Annotated in this window: 21 protein-coding genes; 10 read left to right on the forward strand and 11 right to left on the reverse strand. The window is 64.5% G+C overall.

What is annotated here, in order from left to right:
- Positions 1-161: 161 nt before the first annotated feature.
- A complete protein-coding gene (locus tag CC207_RS03055; RefSeq protein ID WP_028689928.1) occupies positions 162-1,712 on the reverse strand; it encodes a phospholipase D family protein in 1,551 nt (516 codons plus the stop codon).
- Between the two features lie 60 nt (positions 1,713-1,772).
- Entirely contained in the window at positions 1,773-3,203 is a 1,431-nt protein-coding gene (locus CC207_RS03060) for a PLP-dependent aminotransferase family protein (protein WP_028689927.1), read from the reverse strand.
- Between the two features lie 177 nt (positions 3,204-3,380).
- Between CC207_RS03060 and CC207_RS03065 the strand changes: the two genes are divergently transcribed.
- Positions 3,381-3,611 (forward strand): DUF1127 domain-containing protein, encoded by a 231-nt coding sequence (locus CC207_RS03065; protein ID WP_028689926.1) that lies wholly within the window; start codon positions 3,381-3,383, stop codon positions 3,609-3,611.
- Between the two features lie 96 nt (positions 3,612-3,707).
- Here the strand turns inward: CC207_RS03065 and CC207_RS03070 are convergent, their stop codons facing one another.
- Positions 3,708-5,000 carry an FAD-binding oxidoreductase gene (locus CC207_RS03070; RefSeq protein ID WP_028689925.1) on the reverse strand — a complete coding sequence of 431 codons (1,293 nt, stop codon included), beginning with the start codon at positions 4,998-5,000 and terminating at the stop codon, positions 3,708-3,710.
- Positions 5,001-5,124: 124 nt separating this feature from the next.
- Here CC207_RS03070 and CC207_RS03075 point away from each other — a divergent pair, with 124 nt between their 5' ends.
- Positions 5,125-5,478: a YkgJ family cysteine cluster protein gene (locus tag CC207_RS03075; RefSeq protein WP_050707514.1), complete on the forward strand. Its 354-nt coding sequence runs from the start codon at positions 5,125-5,127 to the stop codon at positions 5,476-5,478.
- Between the two features lie 4 nt (positions 5,479-5,482).
- Here the strand turns inward: CC207_RS03075 and dadR are convergent, their stop codons facing one another.
- Positions 5,483-5,971, reverse strand: coding sequence for a transcriptional regulator DadR (gene dadR, locus CC207_RS03080; protein WP_003258963.1), 489 nt, complete (start codon positions 5,969-5,971; stop codon positions 5,483-5,485).
- A 156-nt stretch (positions 5,972-6,127) separates the two neighbouring features.
- Here dadR and dadA point away from each other — a divergent pair, with 156 nt between their 5' ends.
- The 5 genes from dadA to CC207_RS03105 all read left to right on the forward strand — a co-directional run bounded on the left by dadA (position 6,128) and on the right by CC207_RS03105 (position 11,926).
- Positions 6,128-7,429, forward strand: a complete 1,302-nt coding sequence (dadA, locus tag CC207_RS03085) for a D-amino acid dehydrogenase (RefSeq protein ID WP_028689923.1) — start codon at positions 6,128-6,130, stop codon at positions 7,427-7,429.
- A 195-nt stretch (positions 7,430-7,624) separates the two neighbouring features.
- Positions 7,625-8,698 (forward strand): alanine racemase, encoded by a 1,074-nt coding sequence (gene alr, locus CC207_RS03090; protein ID WP_028689922.1) that lies wholly within the window; start codon positions 7,625-7,627, stop codon positions 8,696-8,698.
- A 108-nt stretch (positions 8,699-8,806) separates the two neighbouring features.
- On the forward strand, positions 8,807-9,355 hold the full coding sequence (locus CC207_RS03095) for a cupin domain-containing protein (protein WP_023629132.1): 549 nt from the start codon (positions 8,807-8,809) through the stop codon (positions 9,353-9,355).
- Between the two features lie 154 nt (positions 9,356-9,509).
- Positions 9,510-9,914 carry a cytochrome c5 family protein gene (locus tag CC207_RS03100; RefSeq protein WP_088851568.1) on the forward strand — a complete coding sequence of 135 codons (405 nt, stop codon included), beginning with the start codon at positions 9,510-9,512 and terminating at the stop codon, positions 9,912-9,914.
- 149 nt (positions 9,915-10,063) lie between these two features.
- On the forward strand, positions 10,064-11,926 hold the full coding sequence (locus CC207_RS03105) for an acetyl-CoA hydrolase/transferase C-terminal domain-containing protein (protein WP_028689920.1): 1,863 nt from the start codon (positions 10,064-10,066) through the stop codon (positions 11,924-11,926).
- A 40-nt stretch (positions 11,927-11,966) separates the two neighbouring features.
- On the opposite strand, the gene xpt is transcribed toward CC207_RS03105, so the two are convergent.
- Together xpt and rep are read right to left on the reverse strand one after the other, a co-directional pair.
- Positions 11,967-12,539: a xanthine phosphoribosyltransferase gene (gene xpt, locus CC207_RS03110; protein ID WP_028689919.1), complete on the reverse strand. Its 573-nt coding sequence runs from the start codon at positions 12,537-12,539 to the stop codon at positions 11,967-11,969.
- A gap of 111 nt (positions 12,540-12,650) precedes the next feature.
- Positions 12,651-14,660: a DNA helicase Rep gene (gene rep, locus CC207_RS03115; RefSeq protein WP_028689918.1), complete on the reverse strand. Its 2,010-nt coding sequence runs from the start codon at positions 14,658-14,660 to the stop codon at positions 12,651-12,653.
- Positions 14,661-14,916: 256 nt separating this feature from the next.
- Here rep and CC207_RS03120 point away from each other — a divergent pair, with 256 nt between their 5' ends.
- Positions 14,917-16,584 carry a bifunctional diguanylate cyclase/phosphodiesterase gene (locus tag CC207_RS03120; RefSeq protein WP_088851567.1) on the forward strand — a complete coding sequence of 556 codons (1,668 nt, stop codon included), beginning with the start codon at positions 14,917-14,919 and terminating at the stop codon, positions 16,582-16,584.
- A gap of 69 nt (positions 16,585-16,653) precedes the next feature.
- Here the strand turns inward: CC207_RS03120 and CC207_RS03125 are convergent, their stop codons facing one another.
- The 5 genes from CC207_RS03125 to CC207_RS03145 form a co-directional block, all read right to left on the reverse strand.
- Complete coding sequence (locus CC207_RS03125) at positions 16,654-18,147, reverse strand: acetyl-CoA hydrolase/transferase family protein (protein WP_028689916.1); 1,494 nt, start codon at positions 18,145-18,147, stop codon at positions 16,654-16,656.
- Positions 18,148-18,335: 188 nt separating this feature from the next.
- Positions 18,336-19,772: an NAD(P)(+) transhydrogenase (Re/Si-specific) subunit beta gene (locus CC207_RS03130; RefSeq protein ID WP_028689915.1), complete on the reverse strand. Its 1,437-nt coding sequence runs from the start codon at positions 19,770-19,772 to the stop codon at positions 18,336-18,338.
- 2 nt (positions 19,773-19,774) lie between these two features.
- Positions 19,775-20,089, reverse strand: a complete 315-nt coding sequence (locus tag CC207_RS03135; RefSeq protein WP_023631272.1) for an NAD(P) transhydrogenase subunit alpha — start codon at positions 20,087-20,089, stop codon at positions 19,775-19,777.
- Between the two features lie 11 nt (positions 20,090-20,100).
- Positions 20,101-21,222, reverse strand: coding sequence for a Re/Si-specific NAD(P)(+) transhydrogenase subunit alpha (locus tag CC207_RS03140; RefSeq protein ID WP_028689914.1), 1,122 nt, complete (start codon positions 21,220-21,222; stop codon positions 20,101-20,103).
- Positions 21,223-21,663: 441 nt separating this feature from the next.
- On the reverse strand, positions 21,664-22,563 hold the full coding sequence (locus CC207_RS03145) for a LysR family transcriptional regulator (RefSeq protein WP_028689913.1): 900 nt from the start codon (positions 22,561-22,563) through the stop codon (positions 21,664-21,666).
- A gap of 163 nt (positions 22,564-22,726) precedes the next feature.
- On the opposite strand from CC207_RS03145, the gene CC207_RS03150 reads away from it, so the two are divergent.
- Both CC207_RS03150 and CC207_RS03155 read left to right on the forward strand, forming a co-directional pair.
- Positions 22,727-23,908, forward strand: coding sequence for an acyl-CoA dehydrogenase (locus tag CC207_RS03150; RefSeq protein ID WP_028689912.1), 1,182 nt, complete (start codon positions 22,727-22,729; stop codon positions 23,906-23,908).
- A 14-nt stretch (positions 23,909-23,922) separates the two neighbouring features.
- On the forward strand, positions 23,923-25,143 hold the full coding sequence (locus CC207_RS03155; protein ID WP_028689911.1) for a CaiB/BaiF CoA-transferase family protein: 1,221 nt from the start codon (positions 23,923-23,925) through the stop codon (positions 25,141-25,143).
- The last annotated feature ends 136 nt before the right edge of the window (positions 25,144-25,279 follow it).

A 25,279-nucleotide genomic window follows, 5' to 3' on the forward strand; every position in this document is an offset into this window, starting at 1 on the left:
GACACGCGCTGCCGTTGCTGATGGCGGTGGGGGCGGCGGGGTTGGTGGTGCTGACCCGGCGGCGGGATGCCTTCGAGCCGGCGTCGGCCTGACCGATAGCAATTGCGGGGCAAGCCCGCTCCCACGACCGGCGTGGGAGCGGGCTTGCCCCGCAATGCGTTCTACAACATCTTCTCCAGTCCGACCGCCTTGCTGATCCAGGCATTGAAGCGTCGCCATATCCCCCCGGGCTCGGTCACCAGCATATGCCCCTGGCCATTGTCCTCGGTCGCCCAGGCCAGTTTCCCGTCCACCAGCTTCACCTCGTAGCTCAGCGCGGGCGCCATGCCCTGCACGGCCAGATCGCGGGTGTATTCGGCCAGCTCCGGGCTGTCCACCAGCACCCCGACTTCGGTGTTCCACAGCACCGAGCGTGGGTCGAAGTTGAACGAACCGATGAAGGTCTTGCGGCGGTCGAACACCATGGCCTTGCTGTGCAGGCTGGAATCGGAGCTGCCATGCAAGCCCAGGCGCGGCCGTGGGGCGCCGGGCTGGCGGCGCAGCTCGTACAGTTGCACGCCATGTTCGAGCAGGGCGCGACGGTAGGGCGCGTAGCCACCGTGCACGGCCGGTACGTCGGTGGCTTCAAGGGAGTTGGTCAGCAGCTTGACCGAGGTGCCGGCGTCGGCGCGGCTGGTCAGGTACAGCAGCCCCGGTTCGCCGGGCACGAAATAGGCCGAGACCAGGATCAGCTCCTTGTGCACGCCGTTCAGCTCCGGGGCCAGCTGCCGGCTCATCAGCAATCGGGGATCTGGTTCGTTGTCCGCAAGCACCTTGCTCGGTGCATCCCACAAGGCCTGGCTGTGGGCCCAGATCAGTTCGTTGCGCCACACGTCCAGGCGCGGCTGCGACTGATAGGCCATCAGGCGGTCGTACAGTGCCTTGCGCTTGATTCGTGCCTCGGCCAGCGATACTTCCAGGCGCTGGCGGCTGGCGAACAGGTCGTCGGCATCAGGCTGGCGCCAGAGGAAATCGCCGATGGGGCGGCTCAGGGCGCTGTTCCAGTACTGGTCAAAGCTGTGGCCGAGCTGCTCGGCCACCGGGCCCACGCCCAGCAGGTCGATGTCGGTGAAGTTGAGGTTGGGCTCGGCGTCGAAGTACTCGTCGCCCAGGTTACGACCGCCGACGATGGCCATGCTGTTGTCCACCAGGAACAGCTTGTTGTGCATCCGCCGGTGCTGGCGCGACAGGTTGAACAGCCGCCCCACGGCGCGGGTAGCCCCAGTGCTGCGGCCCAGGTGCAATGGGTTGAACACGCGGATGTGAATGTTCGGATGGGCGGCGAGGGTACCCATCAGGTTGTCCAGGCCGTCGCTGGTGGTGTCGTCCAGCAGTATGCGCACGCGCACGCCGCGGTCGGCGGCGCGCAGCAGTTCGTGGACCAGGGCGCGGGTGCTGAGGCCGTCGTGGACGATGTAGTACTGCAGGTCGATGCTTGTCCGGGCGTTGCGGATCAGTTCGGCGCGGGCGCGGAACGCTTCGTTGCTGTTGGGCAGCAGGCGAAAGCCCGAACGCCCCTCGTAGGGGGCGGCCTGGCGCTGTACCGAGCGGCCGAACGCCGAATCGCCGGCCGGCAGGGCCTGGCTGACTTCACGGGGCGTACCGACGCTGGCACAGCCCGTCAGGCCGAGCTGCAGCACCAACAGCAGAGGCAAAGCTCGCTGGAGTCTCAAGGGTGGATCGTCCTGTGCAGCAAGGGCTTATGGGGTTGGACAATGCCAGGCGGCGCAACGTTACCCGTCGCCGTGCTCGGCCTCCAGTAGACGAAGGGCGGTTTCACCGACCTTGCGCACGGCGGCTTCAATCTGCGCCGTGGGTCGGGCGGCGAAGTTCATGCGCAGGCAGTTCCGGTACTTGCCCGAGGCCGAGAAGATGCTGCCTACGGCAATCTGCACACCCTGCTCCAGTAAAGCGCGGTTCAGGCGCAGCGTATCGAAACTTTCCGGCAATTCAACCCACAGCATGAAGCCACCTTGCGGGCGGCTGGCGCGGGTGCCCGGGGGAAAGTAGCGGGTCACCCAGTCGCACATCTGGTCGCGGCCGCGCTGGTACTGGCTGCGCATGCGTCGCAGGTGTGGCTGGTAGTGGCCTTCGGCGATGAAGTCGGCAATCGCCAGCTGCGGCTGGCAGGCGGTGCTGCCGGTGCTGATGTACTTCATGTGCAGCACCCGCTCCAGGTAGCGCCCGGGGGCTACCCAGCCGACCCGCAGGCCCGGGGCCAGGGTCTTGGAGAACGAACTGCAGAGCAGCACGCGGCCATCGTCGTCGAACGACTTGATCGTGCGCGGGCGTGGGTAGGTGTACGCCAGATCGCCATACACATCGTCTTCGAGGATCGCCACGTCATAGCGCTGGGCGAGGGTCAGCAGGGCCTTCTTGCGCGCTTCGGGCATGATGTAGCCCATCGGGTTGTTGCAGCTGGGGGTGATCTGGATGAGCTTGATCGGCCACTGTTCAAGGGCCAGTTCCAGGGCCTCCAGGCTGATGCCGGTGATTGGGTCGGTGGGGATCTCCAGGGCTTTCATGCCTAGGCCCTTCAACGTCTGCATGGCGCCGTGGAAGCTGGGCGAATCGACCGCGACGATGTCGCCGGGCTGGCACACCGCGCGAATGCTGCACGACAGTGCTTCGTGGCAGCCGGTGGTCACCACCAGGTCGGCCGGGCCCAGGCGGCAGCCGGAGTCGAGCATCAGGCGGGCGATCTGCTCGCGCAGCTGGGCGTTGCCGTGGATGTTGTCGTAGTACAGGCCGGGCATGTCCATGCGCCGGCTGATCTGCGCCAGGCTGCGCAGCAGTGGCTTGAGCGTGGGACTGTCGACGTCGGGCATGCCGCGACCGAGCTGGATCACGTCCGGGCGCGGGGTGGCGCGGACCAGCTCCAACACCTGTTCCCACTGGGAGATATCCACAGGCCGCTGGGCGGGGCGGCTGATGTCGGGCAGGGCGGGGAGCTGGCGATCCTCGGCGACGAAATAGCCGGACTTGGGCCGAGGCGATACCAGGCCGTTGTCCTCCAGCAGGCGGTAGGCCTGCTGTACGGTGCTCAGGCTGACCCCGTGCTCGACGCTCAGGGCGCGCACCGAGGGCAGGCGTTGGCCAGGGCGGTAGAGGCCTTGCTCGATACGCGAGCCGAGCAGTTCGGCGAGGTTGAGGTAGAGCGTCACGGCATACTCCTACGCGTTTGCGGGTCGATGACCGATACAGATTGTTGGAAAATACTTCATTCAACTGACTTCTCGCCAATTCTGTATGGGAATAATAATCCGCCGTTGAGTCTGTATTGTCGAGGGCACGAGGGTGCATGCTTTCCCCACGGTATCAACTGATGGGAGAACGCAGTGATGGGTGGCTTGAGCGATGTGCGCTTGCAACTGTTGCCTGGTGAACTCGAGGCCGGGCAGCGGCCCAAGGTCTTCAATGCGCCGGCCGGCCTGAGTCGTTGGGGCCTGATGCTGCATCGCTGGCGGACCCGCAGGGCGCTGCTGCAGTTGGATGATCGGCAGTTGCGCGATATCGGGCTGACCTGGGAGCAGGCGAGACGGGAAGGGCGCAAGCCCTTCTGGAAGGACTGAGCCGGATTGCTGATTACTGTTGAAATCGCTGGAGCCGCTTTGCGGCCCCAGCGCGACACAAGGCCGTTCCCACGGAGGGCCTGGTTCAGGCCGGTATCAGACCAGCTCCTTGAGCCGGTACCAGAGCATCCCCAGCGCCAGCAGCGGCGAGCGTAGCAGCTGGCCGCCGGGGAACGTGGTGTGCGGCACCTTGGCGAACAGATCGAAACGACCACCCTGCTGGCCGCTAATGGCCTCGCCGAGCAAGCGTCCGGCCAGGTGGGTGGCGTTGACCCCATGGCCGGAATAGGCCTGGGCGTAGTAGACGTTGGGCTGGCTGGCCAGACGGCCGATCTGTGGCAGGCGGTTGGCGCCGATGCCGATCATGCCGCCCCACTGGTAGTCGATGCGCACATCGGCCAACTGTGGGAACACCTTGAGCATCTTCGGCCGCATGTAGGCGGCGATGTCCTGCGGGTCGCGTCCGGAGTAGTGGCAGGCGCCGCCGAACAGCAGGCGCTGGTCGGCGGACAGGCGGTAGTAGTCCAGTGCCACGCGCTGGTCGCACACCGCCATGTTCTGCGGCAGCAACTGGCGGGCGCGTTCTTCACCCAAGGGTTCGGTGGCGATGATGTAGCTGCCGGCGGGTAGCACCTTGCCGCCCAGCTCGCGGTTGAGGTCGTTGTGGTAGGCGTTGCAGCACAGCACCAGGGTCTTGGCGCGCACCCGGCCCTGGGCGGTGTGTACCTTCACCTCGGGGCCATAGTCGATGCGTGTGACTTCAGACTGCTCGTACAGGCCGACACCCAGGCGGCTGGCCACTGCGGCTTCGCCGAGTGCCAGGTTGAGCGGGTGCAGGTGGCCCGAACCCATGTCGACCAGGCCGCCGACATAGCGGCCCGAACCCACCACCGAGTGCATGTCGCCGGGCTGTACCAGTCGCAGTTCGTGGCGATAGCCCAGGTTGCGCAGCTCCTCGGCGTCTTCGGCGAAGCCCTCCAGTTCGGCGGGCTTGTTGGCCAGGTCGCAGTAGCCCCAGGTCAAATCGCAGTCGATGCCATGGTGCTCGACGCGGTCGCGGACGATCTCCACGGCCTCCAGGCCCATGAGCTTCATGCTGCGAACCCCTTCTTCACCGATCACCGGGAGAAACTGCTCCAGGCCGTGGCCGACGCCGCGGATAAGCTGGCCGCCGTTGCGGCCGCTGGCGCCCCAGCCGAGCTTGCGTGCCTCCAGGAGGATCACCGACAAGCCGCGCTCGGCCAGTTCGATGGCGGTGTTCAGGCCTGAATAGCCACCGCCGACGATGCACACGTCGGCGCTGTGTTCGCCTTGCAGGAACGGATGGTCAGGGTGGGGCGCGCTGCTGGCGGCGTAGTAGGAGGCGGCGTGCTGCGCGCTGTGGACCATGGGGCGATTCCTGGGTTGAGACGAAAGGGGGAGGATAGGCAACTGCCCAATCGCGGGGCAAGTCGCATCGGCGCACCGCGACTGGGCTTATAATTCAACCTCATTCATCGCACTGTCCTTGGTCATGTCCTGCAACCGCCACAAGATCCACTTCCTGCGCGAACTCATTCCCTCGTTCGAGTGCGAGCCCGGCTGCCATGACTGCTGCGGCCCGGTCACCACGTCCGCCGAGGAAATGGCCCGTCTGCCGCGCAAGACCCAGGCCGAGCAGGACGCCGCCCTGGAGCGGCTGGACTGCGTGCACCTGGGCCCGAACGGCTGTACGGTCTATGCAGAGCGCCCGATGATCTGCCGCCTGTTCGGTACCACCCCGCGCCTGGCCTGCCCCCGTGGCCGAGGACCGGCGCAACCCATCGAGCCTGCGGCCGAGCAACTGGTCCATCAGTTCATCGCCACGACCCGTCAGGTGCTGGTCTGAGACCTCAGTCCGGGATCGGCAGGCACAGGCTCTCTTTCACCTCTTCCATCACGATGTAACTCTTCGACTCGCGCACATGGGGCAGTTTGAGCAGGATGTCGCCGAGCAGCTTGCGGTACGAGGCCATCTCCGAGATCCGCGCCTTCACCAGGTAGTCGAAGTCGCCCGACACCAGGTGGCACTCCAGCACGTGCGGCAGCTTGAGCACGGCGCGGCGGAATTCCTCGAAGGTGTCGCCGGACTTATAGTCCAGGCTGATCTCGACGAATACCAGCAGGCTGCCCTTCAGGTGCTGCGGATTGAGCCGGGCGTTGTAGCCCATGATGATCCCCTCGCGCTCCAGGCGCCGCACGCGTTCGGTGCAGGGGGTGGTGGACAGTCCGACCTTTTCGCCCAGTTCTGTGAAGGAAATACGCCCGTCATTCTGCAGGATCCGCAGGATGTTGCGGTCGATCTTGTCCAGTTCACGTTTGCTCTGGTGCTGGGTTCTCATAGGGGATGCCCCTCCGTGAAAGGCGATTTTGCCGAGAATTCTCGCCAAATATAGCTGCTTATATAGTGAATAGCACTGGTCGGAGATTCATATACTGCGCGCATCCATGCCATTTCAACAAAAGACTGCGGCGAGCCGCGTGCGAGGGATACAACAATGCGAGTTCTGGTACTTGGTAGCGGTGTGATCGGTACCGCCAGTGCCTACTATCTGGCCCGGCAAGGTTTCGAGGTCACGGTGGTCGATCGCCAGCCGGCGGTGGCCATGGAAACCAGTTTCGCCAACGCAGGCCAGATCTCGCCCGGCTATGCCTCGCCCTGGGCCGCCCCGGGCGTGCCGCTCAAGGCCATCAAGTGGCTGCTGGAGCGCCACGCGCCCCTGGCCATCAAGCTGACCGGCGACGTCGACCAGTACCTGTGGATGGCGCAGATGCTGCGCAACTGCACCGCCAGCCGCTACGCGGTGAACAAGGAGCGCATGGTGCGCCTGTCCGAGTACAGCCGCGACTGCCTCGACGAGCTGCGCGCTGAGACCGGCATCGCCTACGAAAACCGCAGCCTGGGCACCACCCAGCTGTTCCGCACCCAGGCCCAGGTGGACGCCGCGGCCAAGGATATCGCCGTGCTGGAACAGTCCGGCGTTCCCTACGAGCTGCTCGACCGCGACGGCATCGCCCGTGTCGAGCCGGCCCTGGCCGGGGTGAAGGACATCCTCGCCGGTGCCCTGCGCCTGCCCAACGACCAGACCGGCGATTGCCAGCTGTTCACCACCAAGCTCGCCGAAATGGCCATCAAGCTGGGCGTCGAGTTCCGTTTTGGTCAGGATATCCAACGCCTGGACTTCGCCGGTGACCGCATCAACGGCGTATGGATCGACGGCAAGCTGGAAACCGCCGACCGCTACGTGCTGGCCCTGGGAAGCTATTCGCCGCAACTGCTCAAACCACTGGGCATCAAGGCCCCGGTCTATCCGCTCAAGGGCTACTCGCTGACCGTGCCGATCACCAATGGCGACATGGCGCCGACTTCGACCATCCTGGACGAGACCTACAAGGTCGCCATAACCCGTTTCGACAACCGCATCCGCGTTGGCGGCATGGCCGAGATTGCCGGTTTTGACCTGTCGCTGAACCCGCGTCGACGCGAAACGCTGGAGATGATCGTCAACGACCTTTATCCTCGCGGCGGCGACCTGAGCCAGGCGAGCTTCTGGACCGGCCTGCGCCCGGCCACCCCGGACGGTACCCCGATCGTCGGGGCGACCAAGTTCCGTAACCTGTTCCTCAACACCGGTCACGGCACCCTGGGCTGGACCATGGCCTGCGGTTCCGGTCGCCTGCTGGCAGACCTGATCGCGCGCAAGAAGCCGCAGATCAGTGCCGAAGGCCTGGACATCTCGCGTTATGGCAACAGCCGCGAGATCGCCAAGCACGGGCAGCCGGCGCCTGCGCATCAGTAAGCATTGATACTGCTGGCCTTATCGCGGGGCAAGCCTGCTCCCACGAACACCGTAGAGGCTGGTGGGAGCGGGCTTGTTCCGCGATAAGGCCGAAAACCGATTGACCCGTTCCCTCACCCCGGCGCGGTGGGTACCTACCCCCATCTGCCGTGTCGGGGCTTTATCGATAACCAGAATTGCCAGAAGGCTGCCGCCATGCGTCCCGCCCGTGCCCTGATCGACCTCCAAGCCCTCCGTCACAACTACCGCCTGGCCCGTGAGCTGACCGGCGCCAAGGCCCTGGCAGTGGTCAAGGCCGACGCCTACGGTCATGGCGCTGTGCGTTGCGCCCTGGCGCTCGAGCCCGAGGCCGACGGTTTTGCCGTGGCCTGCATCGAGGAGGCCTTGGAGCTGCGCGCGGCGGGCATCAAGGCGCCGGTGCTGCTGCTCGAAGGTTTCTTCGAGGCCAGCGAGCTGGCGCTGATCGCCGAGCATGACCTGTGGTGCGTGGTGCATTCGCTGTGGCAGCTGGAAGCGATCGAGCAGACTGCGGTGCGCAAGCCGCTGACCATCTGGCTGAAGATGGACACCGGCATGCACCGCGTCGGCGTGCACCCCAAGGATTATCACGACGCCTACCAGCGCCTGCTGGCCAGCGGCAAGGTGTCGCGTATCGTGCTGATGAGCCACTTCGCCCGCGCCGACGAACTCGATGCCGCCGCCACCGAGCAACAGGTCGCCGTGTTCGAGGCCGCGCGCCAGGGCCTGGCCGCCGAGTGCAGCCTGCGCAACTCCCCGGCGGTGCTGGGCTGGCCGCGCATCAAGAGCGACTGGGTGCGCCCGGGCATCATGCTCTATGGCGCCACGCCGTTCGAGGTGGCGCAGGCCGAAGCGGCCCGCCTGCAACCGGTGATGACCCTGCAATCGCGGATCATCAGCGTGCGCGAGCTGCCGGCCGGCGAGCCGGTGGGCTACGGCGCCAAATTCGTCAGCCCGCGCCCGACCCGCGTGGGCGTGGTCGCCATGGGCTATGCCGACGGCTACCCACGCCAGGCGCCCACCGGCACCCCGGTGGTGGTGGCCGGCAAGCGCACCCAGCTGATCGGCCGGGTGTCGATGGACATGCTCTGCGTCGACCTCACCGAGGTGCCCGAGGCCACTGTCGGCAGCCCGGTGGAGCTGTGGGGCAAGCAAGTCCTGGCCAGTGACGTGGCGCTGCAGGCCGGGACCATTCCGTACCAGATCTTCTGCAATCTCAAACGCGTGCCACTGGACTATATCGGCGAATAAGACGCTGAAGCGGACAGGCTGCGGGGCTGTGTGTTGTAAATACTGAACGGCATTGCCATCATATCGTTCACACTACCCCCATCTCGACCGATTCAGGAGGCTCCAGCTTTGGACGTCGGTGAACGACTGCAAGCCATCCGCAAGCTCAAGGGCCTGTCCCAGCGCGAACTCGCCAAGCGCGCGGGGGTGACCAACAGCACCATCTCGATGATCGAGAAGAACAGCGTCAGCCCGTCGATCAGCTCCCTGCGCAAGGTGCTCAGCGGCATCCCCATGTCCATGGTCGAGTTCTTCTCGGTGGAGCTGGCGCCTGAGAGCCCGACCCAGATCGTCTACAAGGCCCACGAGCTGATCGACATCTCCGACGGCGCGGTGACCATGAAGCTGGTCGGCAAGTCGCACCCCAATCGCGCCATCGCCTTCCTCACCGAGGTCTACCCGCCGGGTGCCGACACCGGCGCGGAAATGCTCACCCACGACGGCGAAGAGACCGGCATCCTGCTCGAAGGCCGCCTGGAACTGGTGGTCGGCACTGAAATATTCATTCTCGAGGCCGGCGACAGCTACTACTTCGAAAGCACCCGTCCGCACCGCTTTCGCAACCCGTTCGAGGAGCCGGCGCGGCTGATCAGTGCGGCGACCCCGTCGAACTTTTGATCCAGCGCAGTGCATTGATTCGCCAATACCCTTTCCCTCAGTGTGGTCGTTTCACGCCTTCCGGGTTCCCGCTATACTTTTCAACGCTCGCAATTCCGTGGCCGCGGGCGTGATTAGCCACCATGAGGGTGTTCGCGTGAACCAAATCAAGAAGATGCTGGCCGTACCAGCAGCCGTATTCGCCCTTTGGGCAATGAGCGCAACCGCTGCAACCAACGACGACATCGCCAAGCGCCTCGAGCCGGTTGGCCAGGTGTGCGTCCAGGGCCAGGAATGCAAGGGCATGGAAGTGGCCGCCGCTGCCGGCGGGGGCGGCGCCAAGACCCCGGACGAGATCATCGCCAAGCACTGCAACGCCTGCCATGGCACTGGCCTGCTGAACGCGCCGAAAATTGGCGACACGGCGGCCTGGAAAGAACGCGCCGACCACCAGGGCGGCCTCGATGGCATCCTGGCCAAGGCCATCACCGGCATCAACGCCATGCCACCGAAAGGGACGTGCGCCGATTGCTCGGATGAAGACCTGAAAGGTGCGATCAAGAAGATGTCGGGGCTGTGAACCTGATCTGATTCGAGTAAAGCCCGCCATTGATGGCGGGCTTTTGTTTTTTCGGACTCTGATGGCCCTATTGCGGTGCCGGAACAGGCAACCAACCCGCTGCGACTTGTGTCCAACCCCTGAACCCACGGATGACTCAGGAGGCCCAGATGTATCGCTGCTCCATCGACCAGGCTGTCGAACAAGCCCTGGCCCGCCTGCCTAGCCATATCCACATGGGCCTGCCGCTCGGCCTGGGCAAACCCAATGCCTTCGTCAACGCGTTGTATGCGCGAGTTCGCGATCTCCCCGAGCGCCGGCTGACGATCTACACCGCCCTGTCCCTTGGTCGTCCCGCGCTGGGCGATGGTTTGCAGCGTCGTTTCCTCGAGCCCTTCGTCGAGCGTGTGTTCGCCGACTATGAAGAACTCACCTACCTGGCCGACCTGCGTGCCGACCGACTCCCGGCAAACATACGCGTCGAGCAGTTCTTCATGCAGCCCGGCAGCCTGTTGCACAGCGACGCGGCGCAGCAGGATTACGTCAGCAGCAACTACAGCCACGCGGCCCGCGACATCAACGCCAAAGGCCTGAACCTGGTCGCGCAACTGGTGGCGGCCACGCCTGAAAGGCCCGACCACCTAAGTCTGGCATGCAATCCCGACATCACCCTCGACCTGCTGCCGATGATCACCCGGCGTCGCGCCGCTGGCGAGACCATTCTGGTGCTGGGTCAAGTCCACGACGAACTGCCCTACATGCCCGGGGACGCGGAGCTGGAACTGACGCAGTTCGACCTGCTGATCGACCAGCCCGAGCGACGCCGGCTGTTCTCCACCCCGAACATGCCGGTGAACACCCAGGACCATTGCATCGGCCTGCATGCCAGCGCCTTGGTACGCGACGGCGGCACCCTGCAGATCGGCATCGGCGCCATGGGTGATGCGATCACCGCGGCGCTGCTGGCGCGCCAGGGCGACAACGAGGGCTATCGTGCGCTGCTCGATGAGCTGGATATCGGACCATGGCAGGCGCTGATCGAGCGGGAAGGGGGGCTGGATACCTTCGCCCAGGGGCTGTACGGCTGCAGCGAGATGTTCGTCAATGGCCTGCTGGCACTGGCCGACGCCGGGGTGGTGCGCCGTCCTGCCGACGAGCAGGGGGTGCTGATCCATGGCGGGTTCTTCCTTGGGCCTCGGGCGTTCTACCAGCGCCTGCGCGAGATGCCGTTGCAACAGCGCGCACGTTTCGCCATGAGCGCCATCAGCTTCATCAACGAGCTCTACGGCCAGGAGGCGCGCAAGCGTCGCCAGCGTCGGGATGCGCGCTTCGTCAACACGGTGTTCGGCATGACCCTGCTCGGCGCGGGGGTTGCCGACCAGCTCGAGGATGGCCGGGTACTCAGCGGCGTGGGCGGGCAATACAACTTCGTCGCTCAGGGGCACGCGCTGGAGGGCGGTCGCTCGATCCTGTTGCTGCGCAGCTGGCGTGAGGCCGGTGGCGAAGTGACCTCGAACCTTTACTGGACCTACGGCCATTGCACCATCCCCCGGCACCTGCGGGACATCGTGATCACCGAGTACGGCATTGCCGACCTGCGCGGGCAGACCGACAGTGAGGTCATTGCGCGGTTGCTGGCGATCAGTGACTCACGTTTTCAGCGCGAGCTGATGGAGCAGGCCAAGGCGGCGGGCAAGCTGGCCAAGGACTTCGAGCTGGAGGCGCGGTTCATGGATAATACGCCTGAGCGGCTTGAGACTATTCGGGCGCGGCATGCACGGCTGTTCCCTGAGTATCCGCTGGGGACTGATTTCACGGCAGAGGAGCGGGATCTGTTGCGGGCGCTGAACTGGTTGAAGAGCAAGTTCAAGCTGAGCGAGGTTTTGGAGTTGGGCAAGGCGGCGTTGGATGCACCGGGGCCCGAGGGGTATGGAGCACAGTTGGCGCGGATGCGGCTGGATGACCCGCAGGGTTTGAAGGCGGAGTTGTATCAGCGGTTGCTGCTGGCGGCGCTTCAGGCGACGCGGCAATGATGCAGCGTGGGAGCGGGGCAAGCACGCTCCCACGAGTCCATCACTCGATGAACGTGACTACGCCGCCTTCAAGCGACTTCACACGAGCCAGCGATTCGACGCGATAGCCTTGGCTATCCAGTTCGGCACGGCCGCCCTGGAACGACTTCTCGATGACGATGCCCAGGCCGGCCACGGTGGCGCCGGCCTGCTTGATGATCGAGATCAGTGCCTGGGACGCCTTGCCGTTGGCCAGGAAGTCGTCGATCACCAGCACGCGGTCGCTGCTGTTGAGATGGCGCGGCGAGATGGCCACGGTGTTCTCGGTCTGCTTGGTGAAGGAGTACACCGAGGCAGTCAGCAGGTTCTCGGTCAGGGTCAGCGACTGGTGTTTGCGGGCGAAGATCACCGGCACGCCGAGCTTCAGGCCGGTCATCACCGCCGGGGCGATGCCGGAGGCTTCGATGGTGACGATCTTGGTCACGCCCGAATCGGCGAACAGGCGGGCGAACTCGTCACCGATCAGCTGCATCAGCGCAGGGTCGATCTGGTGGTTGAGAAACGCGTCGACTTTGAGAACCTGATCGGAAAGCACGATGCCTTCTTCGCGAATCTTCTGATGCAGTGCTTCCACTGTTTATTCCTCGATGTAGATAGTGGCCTGTATGGCCGATTTGTAAGCTCAAATCGGCCATACAGGCCACCGTGGCCGCCAGAAGCGGCAAAGTTAAAGAGTAATGGTTGATCAGCGCTTGAGCATCGCCCGGATATCGGCCAGGGCGTTGTTGCCGCGCGCGGCTTTCACTTCCACGGGTGCATCGTCCAGGCCTTCCCAGGCCAGGTCGTCCGGCGGCAGTTCGTCGAGGAACCGGCTCGGGGTACAGTCAATGATCTCGCCGTACTGCTTGCGCTTGGCGGCGAAGGTGAAGGCCAGGGTCTGGCGCGCGCGGGTGATGCCCACGTAGGCCAGGCGGCGTTCCTCTTCGATGGTGTCGGCCTCGATGCTCGAGCGGTGGGGGAGGATCTCCTCCTCCATGCCCATGATGAACACGTAGGGGAACTCCAGGCCCTTGGAGGCGTGCAGGGTCATCATCTGCACGCCCTCGGCGTTCTCTTCCTCTTCCTGCTGGCGCTCGAGCATGTCGCGCAGCACCAGCTTGCCGATGGCGTCCTCGATGGTCATGTCACCTTCTTCGTCCTTCTCGAGGGTGTTCTTCAGCGCTTCGACGAGGAACCAGACGTTGCTGATGCGGAACTCCGCGGCCTTGTCGCTGGCGGTCTGCTGGCGGATCCAGTTCTCGTAATCGATGTCGCGGATCATCTCGTGCAGCGCGGCGATCGGGTCTTCCAGGGCGACCTTGTGGCGCACCCCGTCAAGCCAGTGCTTGAAGCGCTGCAGGCGCTCGGTGTAGCGGGCGTCCAGGTGTTCGCCCAGGCCCAGCTCCTCGCTGGCGGCGTACATCGAGATGCCGCGTTCGGTGGCGTAGTTGCCGAGCTTTTCCAGGGTGGTCGAGCCGATCTCGCGGCGCGGCACGTTGATCACCCGCAGGTAGGCGTTGTCGTCGTCCGGGTTGACCAGCAGGCGCAGGTAGGCCATCAGGTCCTTGACCTCCTGGCGGCCGAAGAAGCTGTTGCCGCCGGACAGGCGGTACGGCACCTGGTGGTGCTGCAGCTTCAGTTCGATCAGCTTGGCCTGGTAGTTGCCCCGGTAGAGGATGGCGAAGTCGCTGTACGGGCGGTTGGTGCGCAGGTGCAGGGTGAGGATTTCCATGGCCACGCGTTCGGCCTCGGCTTCCTCGTTCTTGCAGCGGATCACGCGGATCTCGTCACCGACGCCCATCTCGCTCCACAGCTCTTTCTCGAAGGCGTGGGGGTTGTTGGCGATCAGCACGTTGGCGCAGCGCAGGATGCGGCTGGTGGAGCGGTAGTTCTGCTCGAGCATGACGATCTTCAGGGAGGGGTAGTCCTCCTTGAGCAGCATCAGGTTCTCGGGGCGGGCGCCACGCCAGGCGTAGATCGACTGGTCATCGTCGCCGACCACGGTGAACTGGTTGCGCATGCCGATCAGCATCTTCACCAGCAGGTACTGGCTGGCGTTGGTGTCCTGGTACTCGTCCACCAGCAGGTAGCGCACGCGGTTCTGCCAGCGTTCGAGCACGTCGGGGTGCTCCTGGAACAGCTTGACCGGCTGCAGGATCAGGTCGTCGAAATCCACCGCGTTGAACGCCTTGAGCGTGCGCTGGTAGTGGGTGTAGACGATGGCCGCGGTCTGCTCGCGCGGGTTGCGCGCCTTTTCCAGGGCCTCGGGCGGCAGGATCAGGTCGTTCTTCCAGGCACCGATCATGTTCTTGATCTCGTCGATGCCGTCGTCGCCGGAGTATTCCTTCTGCATGATGTCCGACAGCAACGCCTTGATGTCGGATTCGTCGAAGATCGAGAAGCCCGGCTTGTAGCCCAGGCGCTCGTGCTCCTTGCGAATGATGTTCAGGCCCAGGTTGTGGAAGGTGCACACCGTCAGGCCCCGGCCTTCTCCCGGACGCAGCAGGGTGCCGACCCGCTCCTTCATCTCGCGCGCGGCCTTGTTGGTGAAGGTCATCGCCACGATGTACTGGGCGCGGATGCCGCAGTTCTGGATGAGGTGGGCAATCTTGCGCGTGATCACGCTGGTCTTGCCGGAGCCTGCACCGGCGAGCACCAAAAGAGGGCCGCCGACGTAGTCTCGGGCTTCCTGTTGCCGGGGATTGAGTCGGGACATGCTAGAAACCGGGGGTAACCAGAAAATAGCCGCGCATTCTAGCAGGCATGGGGCTGTTAATGCGCGACCGTCTGACGTTGTGATGGAGGGCGCGAATCGGATTTGCCGCATCTGCTACTTTCGCGCAGGATGCACGTCAGATTGCGTCGGGATGGCGGCCAGGGAAGGGCAACGACTAAAAGTGAAAATCATTTCCAATTAATCGGGTAGGATTGCCCGCGCTCGCCGTTCCACCGCCCATGTCTAAGGAGCCCGCTTGTCCACGCCTGTCGAACCCCTGCGTTTGCTGCTGTTGGCTGATGAGTCGGAATGGGCCGTGCACCTGCGCGAATGCCTGCAGCCGATGGGTGGCAGTGTCGTGCTGCTGACCGCGCCGACCTGGGCGGCGGTGGACAGCCTGTTCGCCAACGACCGCCAGGCCGTGGTGCTGGCCACGCCCGAGCTGCAGCCGGCCCCGGGGCGTTGCGAGCTGCCGACCATCCTGCTGCTGGAGCAGGAGCCGGCCAGCGCGCCGCTGGGTGTCAGCGACTGGCTGGTGCTGGCGCAGCTGACCACTGATACCCTGCGTCGCTCCCTGCGCCATGTGCGTGAGCGCGGTGTACTGGTGGCCACCCTGCAGCGGCTGGCCGAACAGGATCCGCTGACCGGCATCGCCAACCGCCAGGGCTTCCAGGCCCTGCTGACCGCACGCCTGGCCGAGAACGAAGGTCGCGGCCTGGCCCTCGGCCACCTCGACCTGGACAACTTCCGTCACGTCAACGATGCCCTCGGCCACCAGGGGGGGGACCGCCTGATCCTGCAGGTGGTCGCCCGGCTGAAGCACCAACTGGAGGCGAGCGATCAACTGGCGCGCCTGGGCAGCGACGAGTTTGCCCTGCTGATCGACACCCGGCGCGACCCCAACCGCGCCGAGTGGATGGCCGAGCGCATTACCGAGGCGCTGACCGAGCCCTACTGGATCGACGGCGAGAGCCTGCTGCTCGGCTGCAGCCTGGGGATCGCCCATGCCCGCGCCCAGGCCGGCGCCGACCCGCTGATGTGGCACGCGCATATCGCCATGCGCCAGGCCAAGAGCAGCCAGGGCTGCACCTTCCATGTGTTCAACGAGCGCATCAACCGCAACGCCCGCAGCCTGGCCGACCTCGAAAGCGAGCTGCGCCGCGCCCTGCGCCGCGACGAGTTGGAGCTGCACTACCAGCCGCGGCTCAACCTCGCCGATGGCTGCATCGTCGGGCTCGAGGCACTGGTGCGCTGGAACCATCCCGAGCGCGGCCTGCTGGCGCCCAGCGAGTTCGTGCCGCTGGCCGAACAGAGCGGGTTGATCGTGCCGTTGGGCTACTGGGTGATCTCCCGGGCGTTGAGCGACATGCAGGCCCTGCGCGAGCGCGGCCTGGCGCCGCTGCACATGGCGGTGAACCTGAGCTTCCGCCAGTTTCAGGACAGCCAGTTGCTGGCCACTCTGAGCCGGCTGATCGTCGAGCACGGCGTCGATGCCCGCTGGCTGGAGTTCGAACTGACCGAGACCGCCGTGATGCGGCGCAACGAGCTGGTGCGCCAGACCATGGACGCCCTGGGGCGCCTGGGGGTGCGTTTCTCGCTGGATGACTTCGGGACCGGCTTCTCGTCGTTCGTGCACCTGAACAGCCTGCCGATCACGCTGCTCAAGGTCGATCGTAGCTTCGTCGGTGGCATGGAGCAGCGCGAGGAGAATGCCAAGCTGGTGCACGCGATGATCAACCTGGCGCACAACCTGAACCTGGAGGTGGTGGCCGAAGGGGTGGAGAGCGAGGAGCAGCTGGCGCTGCTGCGGGCATTCGGTTGCGACCAGGTGCAGGGCTTCCTGGTAAGCCGGCCGTTGCCGGTGGAGGCGTTGATCGAGTACCTGTTGCAGGTGCCGAGCCCGGGTCTGGTGCAGACCTTATAGATCTCATGCAGCCTTGTGCCGCGAAAAGGGGCGCAAAGCGCCCCCGGCAATTTCAAGCCGTAAAGATGATCAACCGACCAACATGCGCCCGGTCTCTTCCAGGTTTTCATGCCAGCTCAAGGCTTCGCGCAGGATATGCGGGGTATGCCCGCCACGCTGGCAGGCGCGCTCGAAGTAATCGTTGAGCGCTGCGCGGTAGTCCGGGTGCACGCAGTTGTCGATGATCACCCGGGCACGCTCGCGCGGCGCCAGGCCGCGCAGGTCGGCCAGGCCCACCTCGGTCACCAGGATGTCCACGTCATGCTCGGTATGGTCGACGTGGCTGACCATCGGCACCACGCTGGAAATCGCGCCGCCCTTGGCGATCGACTTGGTGACGAAGATCGCCAGGTGCGCGTTGCGGGCGAAGTCGCCCGAGCCACCGATGCCGTTCATCATCTTGGTGCCGCAGACATGGGTGGAGTTGACGTTGCCGTAGATGTCGAACTCCAGCGCCGTGTTGATGCCGATGATCCCCAGGCGACGGACCACTTCCGGGTGGTTGGAGATTTCCTGCGGACGCAGCACCAGCTTGTCCTTGTAACGCTCCAGGTTACCGAACACGTCGGCGTTGCGGCGGCTCGACAGGGTGATCGAGCTGCCCGAGGCAAAGCTCAGCTTGCCGGCGTCAATCAGGTCGAAGGTCGAGTCCTGCAGCACTTCGGAGTACATGGTCAGGTTGTCGAACGGCGACTCGATCAGGCCGCACATCACCGCGTTGGCGATGCTGCCGATGCCGGCCTGCAGTGGGCCGAGGTTGTTGCTCATGCGCCCGGCGTCCACCTCGCCCTTGAGGAAGGCGATCAGGTGGTCGGCAATGCCCTGGGTCTCGTGGTCAGGCGGCAGCACGGTGGACGGCGAGTCCGGCTGATCACTGATGACGATGCCGACGATCTTGGCCGGGTCGATCGGGATCGCGGTGCTGCCGATGCGGTCGTCGACCTTCACTAGCGGGATCGGCGTGCGGGTCGGGCGGTAGGTCGGGATGTAGATGTCGTGCAGGCCTTCGAGGTTGGCATGGTGCGACAGGTTGATCTCGACGATGACCTGCTTGGCGAAGATCGCGAAGCTGGCCGAGTTGCCGACGGAGGTGGTCGGCACGATATGGCCTTGCTCGGTGATCGCCACCGCTTCGATGACCGCGATGTCCGGCAGGGTGAGCTGTTTGTTGCGCAGCTGCTCGACGGTTTCCGACAGGTGCTGGTCGATGAACATCACCTTGCCGTCGTTGATGGCCTTGCGCAGGGTGCTGTCGACCTGGAACGGCATGCGCCGGGCCAGCACGCCGGCCTCGGTCAGTTGCTTGTCCAGGTCGTTGCCCAGGCTGGCGCCGGTCATCAGGCTGATCTTCAGCGGCGACTGTTTTGCACGCTCGGCCAGTGCGTGGGGCACGGCCTTGGCTTCGCCGGCGCGGGTGAAACCGCTCATGCCGACGGTCATGCCGTCCTGGATCAGGCCAGCGGCGTCAGCCGCACTCATAACCTTGCTGTGCAGGGAGGACAAGCGGATACGATCACGGTACATGGATTGTTATCTCAGGCTACTGAAGCTACTGGAAGCGCAGTCTAGAGATTTCACCCGGAACCGTCCCGCGACCATGGTCGTAGGCGAAGGCCGGAAGTAGAGCCGTTGATCTGGATCAAGCCGATGAAAAGGCCCCTGGGAATATCTCCCCAGGGGCCTTATGCACTTCTTATAGGTGCAAGGTCGGGTCAGTCCACGGCCTTGACCATGTCCTCGATGACTTTCTTGGCGTCACCGAACACCATCATGGTCTTGTCCAGGTAGAACAGTTCGTTGTCCAGGCCCGCGTAGCCGCTGGCCATTGAGCGCTTGTTGACGATGATGGTCTTGGCCTTGAAGGCCTCGAGGATCGGCATGCCGGCAATCGGCGACTTCGGATCGTTCTTCGCCGCCGGGTTGACCACGTCGTTGGCGCCCAGCACCAGTACCACGTCGGCCTGGCCGAACTCGGCGTTGATGTCTTCCATCTCGAACACCTGGTCGTACGGCACCTCGGCTTCGGCCAGCAGCACGTTCATGTGGCCTGGCATACGGCCTGCAACCGGGTGGATCGCGTATTTCACGGTCACGCCGTTGTGCACCAGCTTCTCGGTCAGTTCCTTGAGCGCGTGCTGGGCGCGCGCCACCGCCAGGCCGTAGCCGGGAACGATGATCACGCTGTCGGCGTTGCTCAGCAGGAAGGTGGCGTCGTCGGCCGAGCCGGACTTCACCGGGCGCTGCTCCTTCGAACCCTGCGCCGCGCCGATATCGGTATCGCCGCCGAAGCCGCCGAGGATGACGTTGAAGAACGAACGGTTCATCGCCTTGCACATGATGTACGAGAGGATCGCACCGCTGGAGCCCACCAGGGAGCCGGCGATGATCAGCATCGAGTTGTTCAGCGAGAAGCCGATACCCGCCGCCGCCCAGCCCGAATAGCTGTTGAGCATCGACACCACCACCGGCATGTCGGCGCCGCCGATCGGGATGATGATCAGCACGCCCATGACGAAGGCCAGGGCCAGCATCAGGGTGAACGCGCTGTAGTGGCCGGTGAAGGTGAACAGCAGTCCCAGGGCGATGGTCGCCAGGCCCAGGATCAGGTTCAGCTTGTGCTGGCCGGCGAACTGTACCGGTGCGCCCTGGAACAGGCGGAACTTGTACTTGCCCGACAGCTTGCCGAAGGCGATCACCGAGCCCGAGAAGGTAATCGCACCGATGGCCGCGCCGAGGAACAGCTCCAGGCGGTTGCCGGTGGGGATCGGGTCGCTGATGCTGGCGACGATGCCCATCGATTGCGGCTCGAGCACGGCGGCGATGGCGATGAACACCGCGGCCAGGCCGATCATGCTGTGCATGAAGGCGACCAGTTCGGGCATCTTGGTCATCTCGACGCGCTTGGCCATGATCGAGCCAGCGCTGCCGCCGACCAGCAGACCGACGATGACGTAACCGATGCCAGCGGTCGCCAGCTCCGCGCCAAGCTTGTAGATCAGGCCGACCGTGGTGAGGATGGCGATGCCCATGCCGATCATGCCGAACAGGTTGCCCCGGCGTGAGGTGGTCGGGTGCGAGAGGCCCTTGAGCGCCTGGATGAAGCAGACCGAGGCGACCAGGTACAGAAGCGTTACCAGATTCATGCTCATGCTTACTTCTGCCCCTCGTTCTTGGTTTTCTTCTTGAACATTTCCAGCATGCGGCGGGTGACCAGGAAGCCACCGAACACGTTGACCGCGGCCAGCGCGACGGCCAGGGTGCCCATGACCTTGCCGGCCGGGGTGACGGTCAGCGCGGCGGCCAGCATGGCGCCGACGATGACGATCGCGGAAATGGCGTTGGTGACCGCCATCAGCGGCGTGTGCAGGGCCGGGGTGACGTTCCACACCACGTGGTAGCCCACGTAGATGGCCAGCACGAAGATGATCAGGTTGTAGATGCCGTGGGAAATCAGCATGTCTTCCATTGTCGTGCTCCTCAGCCGTTCTTGCGCACGACCTGGCCGTCGCGGCACATCAGGCACGCGGCGACGATGTCGTCTTCGAGGTTGATGACCAGGCTGCCGTCCTTGTCGAACAGCAGCTTCATGAAGTCCAGCAGGTTGCGCGCGTACAGCGCCGAGGCATCGGCGCCGACCTGGGCCGGCAGGTTGGTCGGGCCGACGAGGGTCACGCCGTTGTGCATGACGACCTGATCGGCCACGGTCAGCGGACAGTTGCCACCCTGGGCCGCGGCGAGGTCGATGACCACCGAGCCGGGTTTCATCTGCGCCACGGTCTCGGCGCTGAGCAGGGTCGGCGCCTTGCGCCCGGGAATCAGCGCGGTGGTGATGACGATATCGGCCTGCTTGGCGCGTTCGTGCACGGCCTGGGCCTGGCGCTGCATCCAGCTGGCCGGCATCGGTCGGGCATAGCCGCCGACGCCTTCGGCGCATTCGCGTTCTTCATCGGTCTCGTAGGGCACGTCGATGAACTTGGCCCCCAGCGACTCGATCTGCTCCTTCACCGCCGGGCGCACGTCCGACGCTTCGATCACCGCGCCCAGGCGCTTGGCCGTCGCGATCGCCTGCAGGCCGGCGACGCCGGCGCCGAGGATCAGCACGCGGGCGGCTTTCACCGTGCCGGCGGCGGTCATCAACATGGGCATGAAGCGTGGGTAGTGGTGGGCCGCCAGCAGCACGGCCTTGTAGCCGGCGATGTTGGCCTGGGACGACAGCACGTCGAGGCTCTGGGCCCGCGAGGTGCGCGGCGCGGCTTCCAGGGCGAAGGCGGTGATGCCGCGTTCGGCCATCTTGCCGATCAGTTCGTTGTTGAAGGGGTTGAGCATGCCCGCCAGCAGGCTGCCGCTGTTGATCAGCGCCAGTTCCTGGTCATTGGGCGCGACCACCTTGAGCACCAGCTGCGCGCCAAAGGCGTCAGTGGCTTCGCCCAGGGTGGCGCCCACGGCTTCATAGGCACTGTCCGGAATGCTGGCGTTGAGCCCTGCCCCCCGTTGCACGGTGACCTGATGGCCCTGGCCTACCAGTTTCTTGATGGTTTCCGGGGTCGCGGCGACCCTTGTCTCACCCGTCTGCGTCTCGAGAGGAACACCAATATGCACGACTATGTCTCCTGCGGTGACCTTTATTGTCTTTATGGAAACCAGCGCACTTCGGGTGGTGCGGCTGGGCGGCCGTAGAGCACGACTCCGCCTGGTTCGAGGCGGGAGAGGCATTTTGCAGACGAACCCAGGGGCCTTCAACAGGTTCTGAAGCGAAACGAACTTAAAACTACAAGTCACCCTGTGACCGTATGTCGCAACGATTCCGAGCCAGCCCGTCAAGTACGCGCTATTCGCAGCTTAGGGGAAAAAAAGAAAAAATTTCGGCCGTTTTCGTTCACGGCGTTGTGAATGTCGCAAAATAAGCCGCAAACCCGCGTAGTCACTAGGGTTGCTACGGTTTTTCCGCTCTACGGAACAGATTACGAATTTGCGACAAATCCATATATCTGTAGGTGTTAAAAATAATTGACTACGGAGTCAGTTATTTGATTTTTGCCTTCAGTTGGCGGCGGTGTACTGCTGTGCCTGCACCACCAGCCAGTCGCGAAACGCCCGCAGCGAAGCGGATTCCACCTTTCGCTCGGGGATCATCAGATGGTAGGCCTTGTCGCTGGAGAGGGCATGCCTGTTAGCGACCAGCAGTCGGCCTTCTTGCAACTCGCGCTGGATCAGGAAGGGTGGGATCAGCGCGATGCCCATGTCGTGCATGGCGGCCTGGGCCAGCATGGAGAACAGTTCGTAGCGCGGGCCGGTCATGTCGCGTTCGACGCTCAGGCCCAGGCCGTCGAACCACTGCCGCCAGGCATAGGGGCGCGTGGTCTGCTGCAGCAGGGGCAACTCGGCGATGCGCCGGGCGTCGAGGCTGGCTTGCCCTTCCAGCAGCGCGGGGCTGCACACCGGCATGGGGTTCTCGCCCATCAGGCGGTGGGACTGGGTGCCGGACCAGTCGGCGTCGCCGAAGTAGATGGCGGCGTCGAAGGGCGTGTCGGCGAACAGGAAGGGGCGGGTGCGGTTGGTCAGGTTGACCGTGACCTCGGGGTGGCGCTGCTGGAAGTCCTTCAGGCGCGGTAGCAGCCATTGTGTGCCGAAGGTCGGCACCACCGCCAGTTCGATCACGTTGGCGCCTTGCTGGCGCATCACCGAAAGCGTGTCGCGCTCCACCGCATCAAGCTGCGCAGCCACCTGGCGGCTGTAGGAGAGCCCGGCTTCGGTCAGCTTCACGCCCCGTCGCGAGCGACGGAACAGTTCCACGTTAAGGAAGGCCTCAAGGCCACCAATCTGCCGACAGACGGCGCCCTGGGTCAGGGCCAGCTCCTGGGCGGCCTTGGTAAAACTCTCGTGACGCGCGGCTGCCTCGAAACATACCAATGCGGTGGTGCTGGGGATCTTGCGGCGCATGTACGTCAACCTCACTTGTCTGGCTTTGAACAGGGCATTTCGGTGATTACGAAGTGAGAAAATATCACTAAACCGTGCGCAATCCTCGTTTGTACCGCCGGCCGATCAGGCCTAGGATCAATCCAGCACAACAATTCGTTCCCATCTTTCGAGGAATCCGCACATGGCTGGCAAGGCAAGCTTCAACTGGATCGACCCGCTGCTGCTGGATCAGCAGCTCACTGAAGAAGAGCGCATGGTTCGCGACAGCGCCTATCAGTTCGCCCAGGACAAGCTGGCACCCCGTGTGCTGGAGGCGTTCCGCCACGAGCAGACAGACCCGGCGATCTTCCGCGAGATGGGTGAAGTCGGTCTGCTCGGCGCGACCATCCCTGAACAGTACGGCGGCAGCGGCCTGAACTACGTGTGCTACGGCCTGATCGCCCGCGAGGTGGAACGCATCGACTCTGGCTACCGCTCGATGATGAGCGTGCAGTCGTCACTGGTGATGGTGCCGATCAACGAGTTCGGCACCGAGGCGCAGAAGCAGAAGTACCTGCCGAAACTGGCCAGTGGCGAGTGGATCGGCTGCTTCGGCCTGACCGAGCCCAACCATGGTTCCGACCCGGGCTCGATGATCACCCGCGCCCGCAAGGTCGACGGTGGCTATCGCCTGACCGGCAGCAAGATGTGGATCACCAACAGCCCGATCGCCGATGTATTCGTGGTCTGGGCCAAGGACGATGCCGGCGATATCCGCGGCTTCGTGCTGGAGAAAGGTTGGGACGGCCTCAGCGCCCCGGCCATCCACGGCAAGGTTGGCCTGCGCGCTTCGATCACCGGCGAGATCGTCATGGACAACGTGTTCGTGCCGGAGGAGAACATCTTCCCGGACGTGCGTGGCCTCAAGGGCCCGTTCACCTGCCTGAACTCTGCCCGCTATGGCATCTCCTGGGGCGCCCTGGGCGCCGCCGAGGCCTGCTGGCACACCGCGCGCCAGTACACCCTGGACCGCCAGCAGTTCGGCCGCCCACTGGCTGCCAACCAGCTGATCCAGAAGAAACTGGCCGACATGCAGACCGAGATCACCCTGGCCCTGCAAGGCTGCCTGCGCCTGGGGCGGATGAAGGATGAAGGTACCGCGGCGGTCGAGATCACCTCGATCATGAAGCGCAACTCCTGCGGCAAGGCCCTGGACATCGCCCGTTTGGCCCGCGACATGCTGGGCGGCAATGGCATCTCCGACGAGTTCGGCGTGGCCCGCCACCTGGTCAACCTCGAGGTGGTCAACACCTATGAAGGGACCCATGACGTGCACGCGCTGATCCTCGGGCGCGCGCAGACCGGCATCCAGGCGTTCTATTAATAGAGGACCAGGCCATGGGCGCGCTTTCCCATCTGCGGGTGCTGGATCTTTCCCGGGTGCTGGCCGGCCCTTGGTCCGGCCAGATCCTGGCTGACCTTGGCGCCGATGTGATCAAGGTCGAGCGTCCGGGAGCGGGTGACGACACCCGTTCCTGGGGGCCGCCTTTCCTGCGCGATGTTCAGGGCGAGAACACCAGCGAGGCGGCCTACTACCTGTCGGCCAACCGCAACAAGCGCTCGGTGACCATCGACTTTACCCAGCCGGAAGGCCAGCGTCTGGTGCGCGAGCTGGCGGCGAAGTCGGATATCGTCATCGAGAACTTCAAGGTTGGCGGGCTGGCGGCCTATGGGCTGGACTATCAAAGCCTGAAGGCGGTCAATCCGACGCTCATATACTGCTCGATCACCGGCTTCGGCCAGACCGGGCCATATGCCAAGCGTGCCGGCTACGACTTCATGATCCAGGGGCTGGGTGGGCTGATGAGCCTGACCGGTCGCCCGGAGGGGGAGGAGGGGGCCGGGCCGATGAAGGTCGGGGTGGCGCTGACCGACATCCTCACCGGGCTGTATTCCACCGTGGCGATCCTGGCGGCCCTGGCGCATCGTGACCAGTCTGGTATCGGCCAGCACATCGACATGGCGCTGCTGGATGTACAGGTGGCCTGCCTGGCCAACCAGGCAATGAACTACCTCACCACGGGTACTGCGCCTCGTCGGCTGGGCAATGCGCACCCGAATATCGTGCCATACCAGGATTTCCCGACGGCCGATGGCAACTTCATTCTTACCGTGGGCAATGACGGGCAGTTCCGCAAGTTCGCGGAAGTGGCCGGGCAGGCGCACTGGGCGGATGACCCACGCTTCGCCACCAATAAACAGCGGGTGGCCAATCGCGCCGAGCTGATTCCGCTGATTCGCCAGGCCACGGTGTTCAAGACCACGGCCGAGTGGGTGAGCGAGCTGGAGAAGGCAGGCGTGCCGTGCGGACCGATCAACGACCTGGCGCAGATGTTCCAGGATCCGCAGGTGCTGGCCCGTGGGTTGGCAGTGGATGTTCCTCATCCGTTGGCGGGGAGCGTGCCGCAGGTGGCCAGCCCGATCCGGTTGTCGGAGACGCCGGTGGAGTATCGGCAGGCGCCACCGTTGCTGGGGGAGCATACCGAGGCGGTGCTTGGCGATGTGCTGGGGTTGGATGGGGAGGCGGTGCAGCGACTCCGGGCTGCCGGGGTGCTGTGACGCGCTACCTATATAGGAAGGGGCAGGGAGGCCGATAGGCCTCCCTGCTTTTGTTTTGGGGCTGCTTATATAGGTACCAGGGCTTCTGAGGCGATCTTTTTGATTTTTATGAAATTAACGGTTGACGCCCTGTCAG

Origin of the sequence: Pseudomonas sp. DrBHI1 (assembly GCF_002205115.1) — a bacterium.
GTDB lineage: Bacteria > Pseudomonadota > Gammaproteobacteria > Pseudomonadales > Pseudomonadaceae > Aquipseudomonas > Aquipseudomonas mosselii.

Coding starts and splice junctions, on each gene's coding strand:
- CC207_RS03070 (WP_028689925.1), bottom strand. CDS start 5,000: ATGGTCCACAGCGCGCAGCACGCCGCCTCCTACTACGCCGCCAGCAGC.
- dadR (WP_003258963.1), bottom strand. CDS start 5,971: ATGAGAACCCAGCACCAGAGCAAACGTGAACTGGACAAGATCGACCGC.
- CC207_RS03130 (WP_028689915.1), bottom strand. CDS start 19,772: ATGAGCATGAATCTGGTAACGCTTCTGTACCTGGTCGCCTCGGTCTGC.
- CC207_RS03105 (WP_028689920.1), top strand. CDS start 10,064: ATGTATCGCTGCTCCATCGACCAGGCTGTCGAACAAGCCCTGGCCCGC.
- CC207_RS03065 (WP_028689926.1), top strand. CDS start 3,381: ATGGGTGGCTTGAGCGATGTGCGCTTGCAACTGTTGCCTGGTGAACTC.
- CC207_RS03155 (WP_028689911.1), top strand. CDS start 23,923: ATGGGCGCGCTTTCCCATCTGCGGGTGCTGGATCTTTCCCGGGTGCTG.
- alr (WP_028689922.1), top strand. CDS start 7,625: ATGCGTCCCGCCCGTGCCCTGATCGACCTCCAAGCCCTCCGTCACAAC.
- CC207_RS03075 (WP_050707514.1), top strand. CDS start 5,125: ATGTCCTGCAACCGCCACAAGATCCACTTCCTGCGCGAACTCATTCCC.
- CC207_RS03125 (WP_028689916.1), bottom strand. CDS start 18,147: ATGTACCGTGATCGTATCCGCTTGTCCTCCCTGCACAGCAAGGTTATG.
- CC207_RS03150 (WP_028689912.1), top strand. CDS start 22,727: ATGGCTGGCAAGGCAAGCTTCAACTGGATCGACCCGCTGCTGCTGGAT.
- dadA (WP_028689923.1), top strand. CDS start 6,128: ATGCGAGTTCTGGTACTTGGTAGCGGTGTGATCGGTACCGCCAGTGCC.
- CC207_RS03145 (WP_028689913.1), bottom strand. CDS start 22,563: ATGCGCCGCAAGATCCCCAGCACCACCGCATTGGTATGTTTCGAGGCA.
- CC207_RS03100 (WP_088851568.1), top strand. CDS start 9,510: ATGCTGGCCGTACCAGCAGCCGTATTCGCCCTTTGGGCAATGAGCGCA.
- CC207_RS03135 (WP_023631272.1), bottom strand. CDS start 20,089: ATGGAAGACATGCTGATTTCCCACGGCATCTACAACCTGATCATCTTC.
- rep (WP_028689918.1), bottom strand. CDS start 14,660: ATGTCCCGACTCAATCCCCGGCAACAGGAAGCCCGAGACTACGTCGGC.